General features: G+C 26.5%; 18 protein-coding genes. 4 read left to right on the top strand and 14 right to left on the bottom strand.

Going from position 1 to position 18842, the window contains the following annotated elements; all coding sequences use genetic code 11:
* Positions 1-103 precede the first annotated feature (103 nt).
* The 3 genes from licT to ACZJV1_RS08865 all read right to left on the bottom strand — a co-directional run bounded on the left by licT (position 104) and on the right by ACZJV1_RS08865 (position 2382).
* The gene (licT, locus tag ACZJV1_RS08875; protein WP_463652091.1) at positions 104-934 is read right to left on the bottom strand and encodes a BglG family transcription antiterminator LicT; all 831 of its coding nucleotides are present in this window, start codon (positions 932-934) and stop codon (positions 104-106) included.
* A 426-nt stretch (positions 935-1360) separates the two neighbouring features.
* Positions 1361-1792, bottom strand: coding sequence for a MarR family winged helix-turn-helix transcriptional regulator (locus ACZJV1_RS08870; RefSeq protein WP_411167616.1), 432 nt, complete (start codon positions 1790-1792; stop codon positions 1361-1363).
* Between the two features lie 110 nt (positions 1793-1902).
* Positions 1903-2382, bottom strand: a complete 480-nt coding sequence (locus ACZJV1_RS08865) for a glutathione peroxidase (protein ID WP_411167615.1) — start codon at positions 2380-2382, stop codon at positions 1903-1905.
* Between the two features lie 278 nt (positions 2383-2660).
* Here ACZJV1_RS08865 and ACZJV1_RS08860 point away from each other — a divergent pair, with 278 nt between their 5' ends.
* On the top strand, positions 2661-3317 hold the full coding sequence (locus ACZJV1_RS08860) for an NAD(P)H-dependent oxidoreductase (protein ID WP_463652090.1): 657 nt from the start codon (positions 2661-2663) through the stop codon (positions 3315-3317).
* Between the two features lie 75 nt (positions 3318-3392).
* Here the strand turns inward: ACZJV1_RS08860 and ACZJV1_RS08855 are convergent, their stop codons facing one another.
* Positions 3393-5729: a glycoside hydrolase family 31 protein gene (locus tag ACZJV1_RS08855; RefSeq protein ID WP_463652089.1), complete on the bottom strand. Its 2337-nt coding sequence runs from the start codon at positions 5727-5729 to the stop codon at positions 3393-3395.
* A 753-nt stretch (positions 5730-6482) separates the two neighbouring features.
* On the opposite strand from ACZJV1_RS08855, the gene ACZJV1_RS08850 reads away from it, so the two are divergent.
* Positions 6483-8306, top strand: a complete 1824-nt coding sequence (locus ACZJV1_RS08850; protein WP_463652088.1) for an LTA synthase family protein — start codon at positions 6483-6485, stop codon at positions 8304-8306.
* 84 nt (positions 8307-8390) lie between these two features.
* On the opposite strand, the gene ACZJV1_RS08845 is transcribed toward ACZJV1_RS08850, so the two are convergent.
* The 6 genes from ACZJV1_RS08845 to ACZJV1_RS08820 form a co-directional block, all read right to left on the bottom strand.
* Positions 8391-9503, bottom strand: coding sequence for a YcjF family protein (locus ACZJV1_RS08845; RefSeq protein WP_463652087.1), 1113 nt, complete (start codon positions 9501-9503; stop codon positions 8391-8393).
* Positions 9504-9579: 76 nt separating this feature from the next.
* Entirely contained in the window at positions 9580-10335 is a 756-nt protein-coding gene (locus ACZJV1_RS08840) for a hypothetical protein (protein WP_463652086.1), read from the bottom strand.
* Between the two features lie 233 nt (positions 10336-10568).
* On the bottom strand, positions 10569-11891 hold the full coding sequence (locus tag ACZJV1_RS08835; protein WP_463652085.1) for a family 4 glycosyl hydrolase: 1323 nt from the start codon (positions 11889-11891) through the stop codon (positions 10569-10571).
* Positions 11892-11920: 29 nt separating this feature from the next.
* A complete protein-coding gene (locus tag ACZJV1_RS08830; RefSeq protein ID WP_463652084.1) occupies positions 11921-13477 on the bottom strand; it encodes a PTS transporter subunit EIIC in 1557 nt (518 codons plus the stop codon).
* A gap of 194 nt (positions 13478-13671) precedes the next feature.
* A complete protein-coding gene (locus tag ACZJV1_RS08825) occupies positions 13672-14412 on the bottom strand; it encodes a MurR/RpiR family transcriptional regulator (RefSeq protein WP_463652083.1) in 741 nt (246 codons plus the stop codon).
* A 9-nt stretch (positions 14413-14421) separates the two neighbouring features.
* A complete protein-coding gene (locus ACZJV1_RS08820) occupies positions 14422-15558 on the bottom strand; it encodes an NAD(P)-dependent malic enzyme (RefSeq protein WP_463652082.1) in 1137 nt (378 codons plus the stop codon).
* Positions 15559-15787: 229 nt separating this feature from the next.
* On the opposite strand from ACZJV1_RS08820, the gene ACZJV1_RS08815 reads away from it, so the two are divergent.
* Positions 15788-16186, top strand: a complete 399-nt coding sequence (locus tag ACZJV1_RS08815; protein WP_463652081.1) for a PTS sugar transporter subunit IIB — start codon at positions 15788-15790, stop codon at positions 16184-16186.
* 6 nt (positions 16187-16192) lie between these two features.
* On the opposite strand, the gene ACZJV1_RS08810 is transcribed toward ACZJV1_RS08815, so the two are convergent.
* Entirely contained in the window at positions 16193-16834 is a 642-nt protein-coding gene (locus tag ACZJV1_RS08810; RefSeq protein ID WP_463652080.1) for a hypothetical protein, read from the bottom strand.
* Positions 16835-17069: 235 nt separating this feature from the next.
* On the opposite strand from ACZJV1_RS08810, the gene ACZJV1_RS08805 reads away from it, so the two are divergent.
* Positions 17070-17369, top strand: coding sequence for a hypothetical protein (locus ACZJV1_RS08805; protein ID WP_463652079.1), 300 nt, complete (start codon positions 17070-17072; stop codon positions 17367-17369).
* A gap of 278 nt (positions 17370-17647) precedes the next feature.
* On the opposite strand, the gene ACZJV1_RS08800 is transcribed toward ACZJV1_RS08805, so the two are convergent.
* The 3 genes from ACZJV1_RS08800 to ACZJV1_RS08790 form a co-directional block, all read right to left on the bottom strand.
* Positions 17648-18022, bottom strand: coding sequence for a uridine kinase family protein (locus tag ACZJV1_RS08800; protein ID WP_463652153.1), 375 nt, complete (start codon positions 18020-18022; stop codon positions 17648-17650).
* 9 nt (positions 18023-18031) lie between these two features.
* On the bottom strand, positions 18032-18262 hold the full coding sequence (locus ACZJV1_RS08795) for a hypothetical protein (RefSeq protein WP_463652078.1): 231 nt from the start codon (positions 18260-18262) through the stop codon (positions 18032-18034).
* Positions 18263-18423: 161 nt separating this feature from the next.
* Positions 18424-18771, bottom strand: a complete 348-nt coding sequence (locus ACZJV1_RS08790) for a hypothetical protein (RefSeq protein ID WP_460288744.1) — start codon at positions 18769-18771, stop codon at positions 18424-18426.
* Between the last annotated feature and the right edge of the window lie 71 nt (positions 18772-18842).

Genomic DNA, 18842 nt, shown 5'->3' with positions numbered 1-18842 from the left:
TATCTTATTCTATATATAAAAAAGCAAGTCCAAACTAAAAGAATATAAATTTATTCTATCTAATTCGGTCTCGCCTGCATTACCAGTAACAATCCATATTAAGTTATTTATGTGTAAGACGCTGTACATGCAAAGTTAAATATAACTGTTCTTCACTAGATAAATCCTTGTTAAGATATTTTTCTATTTTTAACATACAATTATACGCATCTTTATACTTCCCTTTAACTTGTTCTAATAAAAAGTCATCATTTTCAGCTTCAATTTTTTCATTTTTATTTAACCTTTGAAAGAAAAATCGTAAATGAGTTACAAATCTTTCATAACTTAAAGACCCTTCATCAAGGTTAACATTATTTGAATATTTAACAATGTTTAGTATATCTTTCACCATCTTAGTTTGTTTAGCCACATTTTCAACATTGTTATATGACTTATTTATTTGAGCATTTATTAAATGGAGTGCAATATTTCCAGCTTCATCTTCGGGTAATCTAACACCAAGTTCAATTTCTATAAATTCAATAGCCTTTATACCTACAGCAAACTCTTTAGGATAAAACTTTTTTATTTCCCAAATTAATGCATTTGAACGGTTTAATCCTTCTTTTTCTAATTTTAAAGCATTACTTATATGATCTGTAAGGGTAACATATATGTAGTCATTTAAATTAGTACCTAATATGTTTCTAGCATATTCAATAATGTCATAGCAAAGAGAAACTTGCTCGCTTGGAATATCTTCTAATAATAATTTAAATTTTTCTGAAGCTTGCTTTTCTTTTAAAATAAAAGTTTTTTCTATTTTATTATCATCTAAATATTCACCTACACTCTTTTTGAATGCAATTCCACAGCCCATAACAACTATTTCACGGTTAGATGAATCTTTTGCTACTACCGCATTATTATTAAATATTTTTTTTATTATCATGCTTGCCCTCTCATTCTTTTATTTTATACTCTAATAAGTGCATTACATTTTTTATTAGTTTATATTATAAATAATAAAAACCTCAACTAATAAAAAGGGATCTATATAATCTCTTTTTAATTATTTAAGGTCTCGCCTGATCGAATCAGTAACAATCAATATTCACTTAAATCGATTACTTATATTTAAATACTAATACTTTTAGTTTATGCTGTCAATATATTTTTATACAGCCTTTTATTATTTTATAAAATATAATTTTATTAGTATATAGGTTCTATTAAAGTCTCTACATTTAATATAGCATTTCAATTTTTGTAAGTTATATAGTTATAAGATGATTTTAAAGAACCTATATATTAATATATAAAAAGTATCAGTATTGAAATAATTTGTAAATCACTCCACAACTGATACTTTTTATAATTATTTTAAATTTTTTAGAACTTCATCTAAGCTTCTTTTTAATTCTATAGCTTTTTCTTCTGTTATTTTAATATTACAAAATACTCTACTTGGAACATCTTTAACTTTTTCATTAAGTTCTTTTCCCTTTTCAGTTAATTCAGCTATAACTACTCTATCATCTTTTTTATCTCTATATCTTTTTATAAGATCCATTCCTTCCAATTTCTTAAGAAGTGGAGTTAATGTTCCAGAATCTAAATGTAATCTATTACCAAGATGCTTTACTGTAGCTTTTTCCTCTTCCCATAATACAAGCATTGTTATGTATTGAGTATAAGTAAGATTAAATTCATCTAATATTGGCTTATATAATTTTATTATTTCTCTTGATGCTGCATACAAAGAAAAGCATATTTGATTATCTAATTTTAGATAATTATAATTATTCATAAACTTCACCTACATAAAATAAATTTATCAAATTTAATTTTATTAAATTTAAAATGATTTTACATTTTAAAAGCTCTTATGTCAATATTAAAAGCTATTAATAAACTTATTTATTTAGCTATTAATTTTTCAATATCAGTTCTTATCTTAGAAGGTGCTGTTGTTGGAGAATACCTTTTTACCACATTTCCTTCTTTATCAATTAAAAACTTAGTAAAGTTCCATTTTATTTCACTAGTTAAAATACCTTTTTCCTTACTTTTTAAATATTTAAATATAGGATGAGCATTATTTCCATTAACATCTATCTTTTCAAACATATTAAATGTAACACCATAATTAATTTCACAGAAATTTTTAACTTCACTATTGTTTCCTGGCTCTTGATTTAAAAATTGATTACATGGAAAACCTAATATTTCTAATCCTATACTCTTATACTCTTTATAAAGTTCTTCTAAATCTTTTAATTGAGGTGTAAATCCACATTTACTTGCAGTATTAACTACTAATAATACTTTCCCCTTATATTCATTCATATTTATTTCATGTCCATTAATATCTTTTGCGCTAAAATCGTAAAAATCCATAATTATTCCTCCATTAATTTTAAATTTATATTTTATCAAATTTAATTTTATACAATTTATTTGTTTATATAATATCTCTTTTTATTTTCTATGTCAACTTTTATATAATAATATAATATCTTTCATAAAAAACTCCTCCATTACTTACATTTTTATAAGCAACTAAAGAAAATTTTCCCACTTGTTTAAATGTATGTTTTTTACTATACTAGTAAAAAACATACATTATAATTCTACTTGTAAATCGTAGAAAAATGAATTATAAAGGAGCTATTAATATGAAAAATAATGAAATTTTAAATGCATTAAATTTTAGATATGCTTGTAAAGAATTTGATAAAAATAAAAAGATTAAGGATGAGGATTTAAGGTTAATTTTAGAAAGTGGCAGATTATCTCCTAGTTCAATAGGAATAGAACCATGGAAGTTCTTAGTTATTACCAATGAAGCTTTGAAAGATGAATTAGCTAGCCTTACATTTGGTGGAAAGAAACAATTACCAACTTGCAGTCATTTAATTTTAATTCTAAATAGAACTGCTGATGATTTAAATTTCGATTCTAGATATTTAAAAAAATTATTTAGTGAAGATAAGGGATTCCCAAAAGAAGCTGTGGATACAAAGCTAAATATGATAAAGAACGTAAATGAAACTAGATTTAAAAATAATAAGAACGAAATAAATCATTATTCAAGAGAACAAACGTATATTGCTCTTGGAACAATGTTAACTACATCTTCTTTACTTGGAATTGACTCTTGTGCTATAGGCAGTTTTGATTCTGAAGCTGTAACTAAAATACTATCTGAAAAGAATATTTTAGATACTGATCATTTTAATTTATCCTGTATGTTAGCACTTGGATATAGAAATGAAAATCCTACCCCTAAAACAAGAAGATCCTTTGAAGAAGTTATAGAATTTATTAAATAACATTGTTTTAATGAATTCTATATAAATTTAAGAATAAATGCTAGTAGATTTTTATATACTACTAGCATTTTTGTTTTAAATATTAACTTCTATGCTGTTATTAGATAAAACTGCTTTTTCTCCATTTAAAATAATATTTTTATTATTTAAGTTGTTTATTATAAACTTTACCTTTGAATATTTCTTACTGTAATTATTTCTTTTGGTAGTAAAAGTAATATTAACTTCTTCTCTATTTGATACAACTATTTCATACTCATTGTATATTCCTTCTTTATAATTAAAACTTTCGCCATCATCAAGGTGATGAGTGTATTTAAACTCTTCAATATTATTGTCTAAATAAATATTTAAAGTTAATTCATTATTTTCTTTTTCACCAATGTAATTTTGCTCCATAAACATAGGAATTATTGAAGCTTCTTTTATGAATATAGGGCAAGTATCTAAAGGTGCATCCTTTATTATATACTGTCCACCATTATGTTCTTTACCAGTCCAAAAGTCTATCCACTTGTTTCCCTTAGGTAAGTATACAAGTTTTTGCCTCATACCTTGTTCAACAATAGGCGCAACTAAGATGCTATCGCCACAAAGGAATTCATCATTTATTTCATAAGTATTTTTATCATTCTGGTAATTAAATAATAAGGGTCTTATAATTGGTGCTCCAGTATTTTCACACTCCCACATTAAATCATATAAATATGGAAGTAACTTATAACGAAGTTTTATATATTTCCTATTTATATCCTCAGTTTCTTTATTAAATGCCCATGGTTCTTGGTCCCTAGTTCCCATTGCAGCATGATTTCTAAATAGTGGTGTAAATGCTCCAACTTGTACCCATCTACTTAAAAGCTCACCTGTACAATCATGACCAAATCCTCCAACATCAGTTCCACAAAAGCTAAGTCCACTTAATCCTAAGTTCATAAGCATTGGAATTGACATTCTTAAATGTTCCCATGTACTTTGGTTATCTCCAGTCCAAATAGTTGAGTATTTTTGTGTTCCTGCATAACATGCTCTTGTTACTACAAATGGTCTTTTATTAGTAGTATTCTTTATTCCTTCATAAGTAGCTCTACTCATCATATGACCATATATATTATGAACTTCCTTATGTGGAACTTCTAGACCATCTTCATCAAACATAACGTCATCAGGTAAAGGTCCATTAAAACTTGCAGGTTCATTCATATCATTCCATATTCCAGATACTCCTGAATCCATCATAATTTTTTGATTTTCTGCCCACCAGCTTCTAACTTTAGAACTCATAAAGTTAGGGTAAACTGAATCGCCAGGCCAAACTCTATTTTTATATACTATTCCATCTTTGTCCTTAGCAAAATACTCATTCTTTATTCCTTCATCATATATATTATATCCCTTATCTATCTTTACTCCTGGATCAATTATTGTTACAACTTTAAAGCCCATTTCTTTTAGTTCATCAGTAAATGCTTTCGGATCTTTAAATTTCTTCTTATCCCAAGTAAATACTCTAAAATCATCCATATAATCTATATCTAGATATAATGTATCACATGGGATATCCTTTTCTCTAAAAGCTTTTGCTATTTCCATAACCCTTTCTTGAGGTGCATATGACCATCTACATTGTTGATAACCTAATGTCCAAAGTTGAGGAAGAGGTGTCTTTCCAGTAAGATTTGTATATTCATTTACAACATTCTTTACTGATGGTCCATAAATAAAGTAATAATCTAAATTGCCATCAACTGCTCCAAAGTAATAATAATCAGAATTTTCCTTTCCCATATCAAAATGAGTTTCAAAGTGATTATCAAAAAATACTCCAAAAGCTTCCTCATCTTTTATTGATATTAAAAATGGAATTGATTTATATAATTGTTGGAACGTTTCTCCATGAGGACTAGGATCATCTGTATTCCAATTTCTATAATGGTATCCCTTTTTATTTAAAGAGCCTGTTCTTTCGCCTAATCCATAGAAATACATATCTTCTTCCATAACTTTTGAAACATAAACTTTAAAGTCCTGGTGTCCATCTAAAACATGCCCTTCTTCTGCTGCAAGTTCAAGACCATTTCCTCTTCTTTTAAAAGGTGATCTCTTACCTCTATAATCTCTGCATAAAACCTTTTCATTCTTATCAAAAATATCCACTTTAAATTCATCACCAATATTAATTTTAAGTTTTGCTGTTTCTATATTTAAACTATTTTCAGTTTTTTCTATTGAAAAACTAGAACTTCCTAATGTTAATTTTTCAACTGCTTTTGAATTTCTTTCTTTTCTATGTAGTGGTACAAAGAAATTAATAACTTCATCATTAATAATTGTTATTATTGCTTCACTATTTTCATATTTTATTGTGATTTCTTTGTTATTTACTTCGTAATTTAATAATTTACCAAACATATATCCACCCTCTATTCTTATATAATTAAATTTTTTAAGTCATTTTAAAATTTATTAATTACTTTATCATAATGTAATTATAAGATAAAAGTATTACCATTTCTTGTACTATAACATCAAAAAGTATAACAAAATTGCTATTTTAATATAATTTTTAATTTGCACATTATATATTAGTTTATTTTGTACAATTTATCACTTTTAGCTTTTACTATAAATTTCTTTAATTTAATTGTTATATATTCTAAACATAAAAAAGACCTTAGTGCTGAATTAACACTTTAAGGTCTTTTTTTAGATTATTTAAATAAATCTTTAAATACTTCTTTTATATTTTTATTTACTTTACAAACTTTATCATTATTATTTATGTTATATATTTGTTTATCTACTCTTTTTCTATATCTAATAATTAAATATTCAATATAGTTTAAATTATCATTTATTGCTGAACAAATTATAAATATTACTAAAGGCGTTAATTTAGGGACTTTCCATAATAAAACTCCTACTTTCTTACTGATAATATATTATATTTAACTTTCACTATTAGTGTTATATTTAAAAAATTTAAATTTGGGTAATAAATTGACTTCCATACCATATTTACTTTTAAAAGATAAAATAAACATTTATCTTAAATAAAAAATTCCTGTTTTTTTAATATAATAATTATTAATATAGATATAATTTAATATTTGATATAAAATAAATTAGACAAGAAATAAACATACATGTTTTGGAGGATACTATATGAGAGAAAAATTAAAGAAAATAGTATTAAATAATTGGCTTTTTATATTTATGCTATTAGTTATACAAGGAAAATCAATGCTTTTATTATCAATGCTTAGAACTCCTAACTCATCAAGCATAAACTTTGCTACTATGTATTTTGGAGTCCCTGCTATTGGAGCACATCTTTTTATAATAGCATTAATATTAAGTGTTATGTATTTATTTAAATACAAGGGGAAGGTTAGAGCAGCACTAATAATTGATATAATTATCACAGCTTTATTTATAGCTGATATATGGTATTACAGAAATAACGGTACATTTTTATCAATTAGACATATTTTACATCCAGAGATATTTAATCCTACAGGAAAAAGTTTACTTAATTTTAAAGCTGTAGATTTATTATTCTTTATAGACTTTATAGTTATCTTTATTTTATTTAGATTGAATAAAGTAAGAAATTATAAGGATAATTCAAAATTAAGTTTAAGAATTTTAAAAGCATCTACAGTATTTTTATTAAGTGGTTTTATGATTTTTATTTCTCACTATACTATAGATATAAAAGGAAAAATTCCGGGACAATCCTTATTTAGATTATCTTGGGCTCCTTTCCAAACCTTTAGTGATATGAGTCCACTTGGATATCATGGTTTTGATTTAACTTACTTTACAGGAAGAAATAAAGAGTTAACTAATTCAGATATTAACGAAGTAAACACATGGCTTAATAATAATAAAGAAAATATTCCTGACAATGAATACAAAGGAATGTTAAAAGGCAAGAATTTAATTGCTATTCAAGTTGAATCATTAGAAAACTTTGTTATAAACAAAAAAGTTTATGGTCAAGAAATAACTCCTACTTTAAACAAGCTATTATCACAAAGTTTATATTTTGATAATATATATGAGCAAAATAATTCAGGGACGAGTTCTGATGCAGATTTAATGGTTAATACATCTATTTTCCCAGTAAGAGAAGGTAGTACTTTTCCAACATATCCTTGGACATCATATAATAGCTTACAAAACATATTAAAGAGTGAAGGTTATACTACAATTTCAACTCATGCTGAATTACCTGGAAGTTGGAATTGGGCAGAGCCTCATAAATCTTTTGGTACTGATAAACTATGGGATATAAATGAATTTAATGTAGATGAAATCATTGGACTAGGACTTTCTGATGAGTCTTACTTAAAGCAAATATCATCTAAGCTAAAATCTGAAAATGATCCTTTTTATACATTTTTGGCAACACTTACAAGTCATGGACCTTTTGAAATACCAGAGGATAAGAAATTATTAGACTTACCTAAGGATTTAGATGAAAATATGTTAGGAAAATATTTTCAAAGTGTTAGATATACAGATGAAGCAATAAAAATGTTTATAGAAGAACTAGAAAAAAATGGTCAATTAGATAATACTGTCCTAATGATTTATGGAGATCATTGCGGTGTCCATAAATTCTATCAAGATGAAATAAAAAATGCTCCTTTAAATGAAAATTGGTGGCAAGAAAATAATAAGAAAATACCTTTTATAATTTATAATAAAGATATAAAAGGAACGACTATTTCTAAATCAGGTGGACAAGTAGACTTCCTGCCAACTATATCTTATCTTTTAGGTATAGATAGATCTGAATTTGATAACACTTCTATGGGAAGGGTTCTTGTAAACACTAATAGAGATGCAACTATTTTAAATAATGGAGATATAATTGGTACTCCAAAGGATTCAAATGAAGAAAATCATTTAAAGGATTCATTTAAAATTGCAGATTTTATTATCGAAGGTAATTATTTTAAAACAGTAAAAAGTAATTAAAATTATATGGACTAGTAAAAATATAAAAAAATTCTATATTGATAAGTCAATAAATTTAAAAGGGTAGCCTAGCTACCCTTTATTTTATTTTCTATTTTTAAAATGCTTTTTAAGTTCATCATGCATCATTTGTGATATTTCCTCGCTTTTAGTTACCTTTCCCTCATATTGATTTATTGCTACTCTCTTCATAACTTCTATATAAGAAAAAGCTAAAGCTGTAGTTAATACGCTAGCAGTTGTACCACTAATAGCTCCTCCAATTGCTGTGCCTGCAACTGGGATAAACTTTAATAAGTTTCCAACTATTGTTTTTCCTGCTATAGTTGCACCTGCTATGCCCCCAACTCCTGAGGCTATAGCTACCAATAAATCTTTATCAACTTTAACACCAAAAATCGTAGTTATATGTGCAAGCATTCCAACTTGTGCAGGAATAAGTATTGCTGAATCAGAAAAAGGTATTGGTGAGAACCCTACTCCAAAGGAAGTACCTACATAACCTAATGCCCATTTAGTAGCTGCATCTACTTTTCTTTTTATATCTACCTTCTGGGCATTGTTAAAAGCCCGTCTTATTCCTTGAGGCAAAACTTCATATGTCTTTTCTACAAGCTCTTCTAATCCAAAGCTAGGGATTTCAACACTTCCGAACTTTATTGGATCAGCAAGTACTCTTTGAATTCCTCTTATATTTAAATTTAAATTATCTATATATTTTTCAAGCTCAATAGAGTTATCACTAAAGCTTTGTGTTAAAACTATAATAACTGGAACTTTTTCAGATAAATCCTTTATCCATTCTATTTCAAAATTTTCTATTCTATTTGATAAAGAATTTACACAATACCAAACGATATGTATTAAATCATCAGAATTTATGTCTTTACTTTTATGTATTCTATCTATTTCAGTATCAATATCATTTCTAACTTTTTCTTGAATAGTTTTATCTAACTCTAGGCCTCTACTATCATATAAATTTATAGGAACACCTTCTTTAGTTATTTTCTTCAAATGTTCAGTAACCGGTCTTCCTATTCCTGTTTTAGCTAAGTTTTCTCTAAAAATACTATTTATTAAAGTGCTTTTTCCAACTCCAGTTTTTCCAATTAACATAATATTAGCTGGTGTTATTTTATTATTTTCTTCATTTATTTTATTAAATAAATCATTTATAAAATTATAGTTGTCCATCTAAACACCCCTATTTTATTATAGCATTTAATACAGAAAGCTGTAACTGTAAATTAACTTCTTATAACTATATTTATTATATATATTTTCTAAATTTAATATAGGAGATTAATATAGTAAAAAACATTCCCATTACAATAAAAATAGAAAACATTATTCCCTTTTTATTTTTATTGCTTTCTAAAGTTTCGCTGCCATTTACTATCTTTTTATTCTCTTCATCTATATTTAATTTATAATTGGAGTTTTCTAAGTTTATATTATCTTTTTTATATTCTTGATTTACTTTAGAATCCTTACTTAAGGTTTCTTTTGTTTCTCCAAACTCTTCTTCTACGGCCTCTTCTATGTTTTCAATAATTTCTTTATTGTTAATATTCCCTAAAACTTCTTTTGTAATTCCTTGCATATTATCTTTACACAATTCATAATATTTGTTTATTTCATTAACATTACCTTCAAATATTATGTCATTGGTATTTTTATCTTTAATAGAGAAATTACCATCTTTAAAACTAAAGTCTATATTTAAATTTAACTTATTTGCAATTGAAGTAACATCTTTATATATATTCAATATCTCACTTAACTTAAAATCCCTTATATTAGTTTTATCTTTAATATCTTCTGCTAAATCTTTTCCTTTATCTAATATATCTTCAATATCATTTTTATTTATGTCTAAATCATTTATATATTCAATAAGATTTTCACTATTTACACCTATAGATTCTAGGTCTTTATATGTATTTGCAGAAACTCTTATTCTTTCAGCTATTAAAAATATACTTATAGCGAAAATCACTATTAAAATTTTTTTACTAGTTTTCATATAAATATACCCCACATCTTCTTTTATTAAGAGTATTGACGTATGCCCCATATTTTTAATCATTTCACAAGACTTTTTTTGATTTTTATATTTATAAACTAAAAAATATCATTAATATTTTCTTTATCTAAATAATGCTACTATATAGTATTAGCTTTAGTAATATTAGAAAAATAAAAAATAATAGAGCCTTCTAAAAATGAAATATCTTTTTAGAAGGCTCTAATATTATATTAAGTTAAATACCAATAATCTTTATTTTTATCCATTAAATCATCTAATACAGCTTTTGCCTTTTCAGGATTTACAATAGTTCTATTTAAAGTTAATGCTTGTAAGGCTTTAGTATAATTTTTTTCTAAGAAAGCTTCAACTGTAAGAAGTTCATATGCATGTTGTGCTTCCATTAAACCTTTATAAAATGGCTTTATTTCTCCATATTTATAAGGATGAGCTCCATCTTTTCCTACTGTTCCTGAAACTTCAACTATTGCATCCTTACTAAAGTTAGTTATTATATCATTATTTCTGCTCATAAGAATAAATTCGTTATGAAGATCGTATGCTATTGATTCAGCAAGTTCAATCATTAAATCTCCAAATACACTATTTGTTATTAATTCTATATCTTCAACTGAATCAGTATTAGTAGCTTTAGCACATATATCCCAAACTTCTTTTTCTCTTGAATCCTTTGCTTCATCTGCTCTAGTATAATTAGGATCACTTTCAGCTACTATTTCTTCAGGGAAGAAATAATATTGAAGATATGTTGTTGGAATATATTCATCAAAGAAGTTCATATATTTATTTACTCTTAAGTAAGTATCTAACCAAGACTTAGAACGTTGTTCTGCATTATAAGGCTTAAAGTCGTAATCTCTTAAATATGTTCTTAATTGATCAAAATAATCATTTCCATTAATGTCTTTAAGCTCTGTAAACCATCCAAAGTGATTTAATCCAAAATAAGTAGCTCTTAAATTCTTTTGCTCAACTCCTAAAATTTTTGCATAAGATCTCATAAGTGAGTATGGTTGATCACACAAATTTAATATTCTCTTATCATCTGGGAAAACTTTATCTAATCCTAAAGCTACTATTGCAGCTGGATTTGTATAATTTAATATCCATGTATCCTTTGAATGCTTACGTACTTGATTAACCATTTCCACCATTGCTCCAAGGGATCTCATTCCATAAGCGAATCCTCCTGGTCCACAAGTTTCTTGTCCTACTAATCCGTGTTTTAAAGGAATTTTTTCGTCAAAGCTTCTCATTTCGTTTTTCCCTACACGCATTTGACAAAATACAAAATCAGTTCTTTCATATGCTACATCTGGATCAGTAGTAAAAATAACTTCTGTTTCCTTGCAATAAGTTTTTAAAACTAATCTAATATAGTCCTCCATTTTTGATGTTCTTTCATTATCTATATCATAGAATATTACTTTTTTTAGTGGAAATCTATCCTTTAATTTAACTAAGCTTCCTACTAAGGCCGGAGTTCTTGCACTTCCTGCTCCAGTTATTGTAATTATGTTACTACTTCTCATTTCTATCCCTCCACTGTATTTTTTTAATTTTACATATTTTCTAATTCTTCATCTACTGCATTTCTAACAAATTCAACTAAAGGTCCATAAACTATATGAATATGCTTAGCTGCTGGGAAGAATATCCCTGTACAACCAGACCCCTCTAAAATTTTACGATCTACTTCTTTAACATCTCCTAAGTCTATTCTTAAACGAGTTATACAGTTATCTACATTTTTAATATTTGATTTTCCACCTAAGCCTTGTATAACAATTTTTGCTATTTCATCATATCTCTTTTCTTTTATAAGTGTGTTGTCTGCTGATGGAGAATCTTCTCTTCCTGGAGTTTTTAAATCAAACTTTATTATTGCCCATTTGAATACAAAATAAGTTACAACTGCTAGTATCAAACCTATTATCACAAAGCTAACCCAATGAGTATTTTCATAAAGTAATCCAAATATTGCAAAGTCGAAAATAGTACCTCTTATATATCCTATTGCTACACCAGAAAAAGATAATGCTACTGCTCCTATTCCTATTATGCATGCATAAGCTACATACAATAATGGTGCAATAAATACAAATGAAAATTCTAATGGTTCTGTAACATTACCTAAAAGAGCTGTTACAATACAAGTTATCATTAAAGACTTAACTAACTTTTTATTTTCTTTATAAGCTGTTTTATACATTGCTAGTCCTATAGCTGGGAAAGCAAATAATGTACATAGCATTTGTTGTTGTGCCATAAATCTTGTTAATGAAGGCATCATGCTCCAATATTCACTAGTAGGTCCTTGTTTGAATAATACTTCATTTAAAGTAGGAACAACACCAACAAAGGTTTCTCCATTTATAACATAAGAACCTCCCGCCTCTGTAAATCTAAATAAAGCATTCCATAGATGGTGAAGTCCAAAAGGAATAAATAATCTTTCACCTGCTGCTGTAAAGAATGGTCCTACTGGGCTTAAGAAAACTACAGATAACTTAGTTAATAAAGCTACAAATATTTCCCATATAAATGGTATTGTTAAACCAATTGCAACCATTATTCCCATTGTTATTATAGGAACTGATTTTTTACCTGAAAAGAATGCAAATGCAATTGGTAATTCAAGTTTATAGAATTTATCTGTTGCCCATGCTGCAACTAAACCTGTTATAATTCCTCCTAAAGCGTTTACATTCATGGTTTGTATTCCTAATACTTTTATTTGACCAAATTGACTCATAACTTCTGGTGCTGCTAACTTTCCAGTTACATTTAACCATACATTCATTGATACAATTAAAATTATATACCCTATTGTTGCTGCAAATACTGAGATTCCCTTATCTTTTTTTGACATTCCATATGCAACACCCATTGCAAACATTAATGGAATATTGTCAAAAACAGCACCTGCTATAGTTCTTATGTTAACTAATATAGTATTAAGAACTTGATTACCTAGGAATGGGAATCTTGCAATCATATAAGATTGAACAAGGGCTCCCGTTATACCTAGAATCATTCCTACTGGCGCCATAACTGCAATTGGTAGTAATAATGTTCTACCAAATTGTTGAATCTTTTGACTAAACTCTTTTGACATTTCGCCTTCCTCCATTTATTAAATTAAATATATTTTATGAATACCTTTACTTAAAAGAGCGCTCTTCTCAATAAACATTTTACTTTCTGTTAGAAAATGTTGCAATAACTATGAGTGATACTCTTTTCCTTTATAAAGTCTCAGATCACAAGAAGTGAACTAGGTCACAAAAAAATAGCCCGCATACATACGAGCTATTTTTTATTAAACTCTTTAATTGAATTTACTAGCATTTCAATTACAATAAACATTCCTATTCTAGATATACTATCGTTAAATTTAGTTTCTGTCTCACTAGCTACACAATGTAAGGTATAATCACTAATTCTTGATAGTTCGTTATTTCCAAATGATGTTATAGCTATAGTTCTACACCCTTTAACTTTAGCTATGTTAGCTACCTCTAATATCTTTTGAGTACTACCTGATAAGGATATTAAAATAACTAATTCATCACTTTCTAATGTACTTCCAACTAAGGTTAATAAATTATAATCCTTAACAAAAATACACTTAATTCCCAAAGTTAATAGTATATGATTTAAATAGTAACCAGCAGCTTTGCTTGTCCCCCTTGCAAAAACATATACAGTTTTAGCTTCTATAACTTCTCTAGAAATTTTTTTATATAAATCTGCTTCTATGATTACAAAGGTTTTCTCGATATTTTGTCTTAGTCCATATTGTAAGTCTTCTAAAACCTTTATATCATCTTCGGCATTATTATTTGACTTTAAATAATATTTCAAATCAGAGAAGCCCTCAAAGCCTAGTTTTTGTGATAAATTAATAATTACAGTTTTGGAAGTAAATGTCTCCTTAGCTAAATCACTTATTTTCATTTTTATTACTTTTTGTTGATTAGTATAAATATATGTAAATACCTTCTGCTCACTATTAGTTAATTTATTAAATAATTTAGCTAACTTCTCCATAAAAACTCCTTACTTTTTAAAACTACAAATTACATCACAAACCAAATCTACAATCTTCTTATCAAACACACTTGGAATTATATTATCAGCATTTAGTTCATTTTCATTTATACAGTTAGAAATTTCTTTAGCAACTTCTAATTGCATTTTTGTAGTAATTCTATTAACACGTGCTTTTAAAGCTCCTTTAATTATTCCTGGGAACACTAATAAGTTATTTATTTGATTAGGATAATCACTTCTTCCAGTCGCTATAACCTTTACATTAGCTTCCTTAGCTACTTCAGGCATTATCTCTGGAGTTGGATTTGCTAAAGCAAATATTATAGCATCTTTATTCATTGATTCTGCTATTTCTTTTGTTAGTATATTTCCAGCACTAACCCCTATAAATACATCTGCTCCAACTAATACTTCTTTAAGTGTACCAGTTTCATTTTTGTTAAATTTAATAGCACATTCTTTTTGATATTTATTACTTGAATTATCACTTGTGATTATACCATATCTGTCACAAATTACAACATTATGAAATCCAGCTTCAAATATTAAATTAGCTATAGCTATTCCTGCAGCTCCAGCTCCATTAACTACAATTTTAATATCAAAGCCTTTTTTTACAACTTTAATAGCATTTAAAAGTGCTGCTAAAACTGCAATGGCTGTACCATGTTGATCATCATGAAAAACTGGAATATCACAAATTTCATTTAATCTTTCTTCAATTTCAAAACAACGTGGTGCACTTATATCCTCTAAATTTATTGCACCAAAACTACCTTCTATAAGCTTTATTGTATTTACTAACACATCTACATCATTATCATTTATACATATAGGAAATGCATCAACTCCTGCAAATTCTTTAAATAAAAGACATTTACCCTCCATAACAGGCATTGCAGCTAAAGGCCCAATATTCCCAAGTCCTAACACAGCACTTCCATCAGTAATTACACCAACTAAGTTTCCTCGTCTAGTGTATTTATATGAAGCTTCACTATCCTTTTCGATTTCTAAGCAAGGATAAGATACACCAGGAGTATATGCAACTGCTAAATCTTCATTGCTATTTACAGGGCACCTACTTACAACTTCTATTTTTCCTTTCCAATTTTCATGAGCTTTCAAACTTTTTTCTTTCATAAAATCACCTTCCTTCCTATGTATAATAGGATTTTTTTTGTTATCATTCAATAAAATTTGCAGATTTAAGACCTAGGTAATTTTTATAAGTGCTACATATTTTATTAAGATTAAAGATATTTTTAATAAAAAGTTATTATATTTGATTTTATAACTTTGCATCTTTATATATAATAGAATTATATATTAGTAAATATTTATATAATTAAAATATAGGGGGTATTTCAAATTGTTAGTTTATATATGTTGTGCTGGAGGGCTTACTTCTAGTTTGTTTTGTTCAAAAATAAAAAATGCTTCCACTGAAGACAATATTCTTATTGAAGATATTATGAATGTTATATTAAATTATAAAGAATATAACGAGAAGTATAATCTTATCCTTGCTTATGGTCCTGCTGAATTTATAAAAGAATCCTCAGTAAATGATTATAGTTTAAATAATCTTATTGATTTAATTTTAATATGCCCTCAAGTTAGATTTTTGTTACCTTCAATAAAGAAAATCATGGAACCTTATTCAATTAAATATGATGTTTTAGATATGAAAACCTTTGGAACTATGAATGGAGAAAAAGCATTAAAGGATATAATTGAATATGCTAATAATTTAAAAAGTCAAGGATAGCAAATGCTATCCTTGACTAATATTATATAATTCACGCAACTTATCTTTATAATCTATTGGATAAATTATATTAGACCTTATTAAAACAGTATCAATTTTATTTACCTTTAATTTATATATTTTATCTACAGGTTTATATATAAGGTTAAGCTTGTCTTTTTCTAAGTGATATTCTTTAGTTTTAAAAGCAATTGCTTCTAACTTAATTAAATTATTTCTATAATCATAAATAAAATTAGAAGTATGGAATGGAAGTATAGCAGTTACAATAATTGATAAAACTATAACCCAAAATAACGGCTCAAAAATAATATTAGATCTAATCATATTTCCTATAGTGATAGAAATATATATAATCCAGAACCATTTTGGATACACATAATGTACATTTGTTGAAAAAAGTATTTTTTCTTTATTTAATTCTTCTATTAATACATTTAATAAAGTCTTTTCATCATTTTTTATATTAGCTATTTTATAAGTTTTAATTCTTTTTCCATATAATATTCTTAAAATATAATCATCATCTATATAAGCAGCTCTAACTTTATTTAAATTTAAAGTACTTTTATATAAAAATCTATAAAAGATTATTTTATCATTTTTTATTTCAATATATTTTTTATTGTGATAGTCATGTATTATCATGTTTTTCTCCTAATTTATAAATTAAAAATACGTATTATTTTATAATTATTTTAAAATAACATTACAATTTTGTAAAGTTTTTGAATAAACACTTTATTATTCCATATTCCTCAAATGACATATCATAAATTGCTTTTTATACTTTGAGTATATAATAAAAAATGGTATGATACCAATATATAATTTACAGTTCTTTCATTTATTACAATTAAATTGATTTGGGGAGAGAATAAAAATGAAGTTAAAATCAAAAATAATAATTACTATATCTTGTTTTATAGTGTTATTTGTTGGATTGCATATTACGCCTAAAATTGCATTAAGAACTCATGTATTTATTATGGGTCATCCTAAGGTTTCATTAACTTCTAATATAAAAGAGGACATGGTTCATAAAGACTTAGAAAGCGATACAACAAGATTTTATATTTTTGATAAAGCACCAATAGATAGGGCTACCGGAAATAAATTAAGAAGTTACAAAGTGGAAAAACTAGGATTTTTGTATTTCTCAAGATATTATGGAGAAGCATAATATCGATAGATTAGTTTTTGATAACTATATACTAGTTCAAGTGACCACAATGTATTATTGTTGATATTCTTATTCCATTATTTCCCAGAAAATACATTTAATTATCTAGACCTAAACTATAAAAAGCTTTGTTTTAACAATACTTTAGGAAGTTATATATTTGTATGTTATGTAAATAAATATAAAAGTAGAGCCAATAAAAAATATTTATTGGCTCTACTTTTTAAAGTTAGTTTCTCTGTATTAATTATTTTATAAGAATATTAGGACAATATCTTCTAATTATCTCCATAGCCATTTACTACTAAATCTGCTCCTTCAGATGGTCTATGTTCTATCATGTATTTATCTTCTTCTACCATCCATACTTTTTCCCATATATCCTTTACTGATTCTCCATCACGTGCAATTCCTCTTCTCAGTCTCAATTCTCTTGGACAATCAACGAAAATTTTAAAATCATAAAAATCTGCTAATTCTTTTCTCGTTGAATATACACCTTCTATAATTACAATTCCACCAACAGATACTCTATGCCAATCGCTTAATGAATCGGAACACCAATCATATCTTTGATAATTTCCTTCTTCATTATTTGCTAATGGTACCAGCACTTGTTTTCTTAATCTTTGCCAGTCAAAATCTGCACCAATAGGCTTTTCCTATAGGGTATCATTTATTCTTGAATTTGACGGCAAATAAAAATCGTCCATATGTATAATTGTTATTTCATTACTTAATTCTGCAATTTCTTTTGCAAATGTACTTTTTCCAGATCCTCCACATCCATCTACTCCTACTAAAAGGGTTGACTGCTTTCTTTGTAAATTTTCCATAGTAATTAATAATTGTTGAAATGATTTAAATGTTCCTCTAATACTCTTAAAATTCATATCTTATTAATCCCTCCATTAAGATACATCCTTAACCGTGGCTCTGTTAAATATTTTTGTTGATATGATAGTTCCGTAATCACATACAAACAAATTTTTAGAATTTCATTCTTTCTGTAGTAAATATCCTAATATAAAATTTATTATAATTCTAATAATATTTAGTTAAGTGTTTTTACTATTTCTAATTCATATTTATTTAATATCTCTAAATCAGGTTCACTATAAAACTCTAATAGCTGACTTAATATAATATTAGTTTCAGTCTTATAGCTTAACACCCTAGCTTTAGCTTCTCTTCTAAAATCACTCCAAGTCCAAAGGTGTGCCGTTCCTTCAATTGCTTTAACTTCACATATGTAATTATTAGATTTTAAAATATACTGTGCTATTGATAATTTTCTATTATCTTTATCAATTATAAATTCTTGAGAGTAAGATTTTATAACTTCTTTAGTTTCTTTATCTAAATTATAATATTTAATATATAAATCTTTAAACTTTCCCATTGAAATACTCCATCTTTTTAATTTATGTCTCTGTTAGGTATTTTTGTTTATATTATATAAAGTGACTTTCA

Source organism: Clostridium sp. LS3 (genome assembly GCF_055330225.1).
Note: the sequence above shows the minus strand (reverse complement) of the source record. Positions and strands in the feature narration are given on the sequence as shown.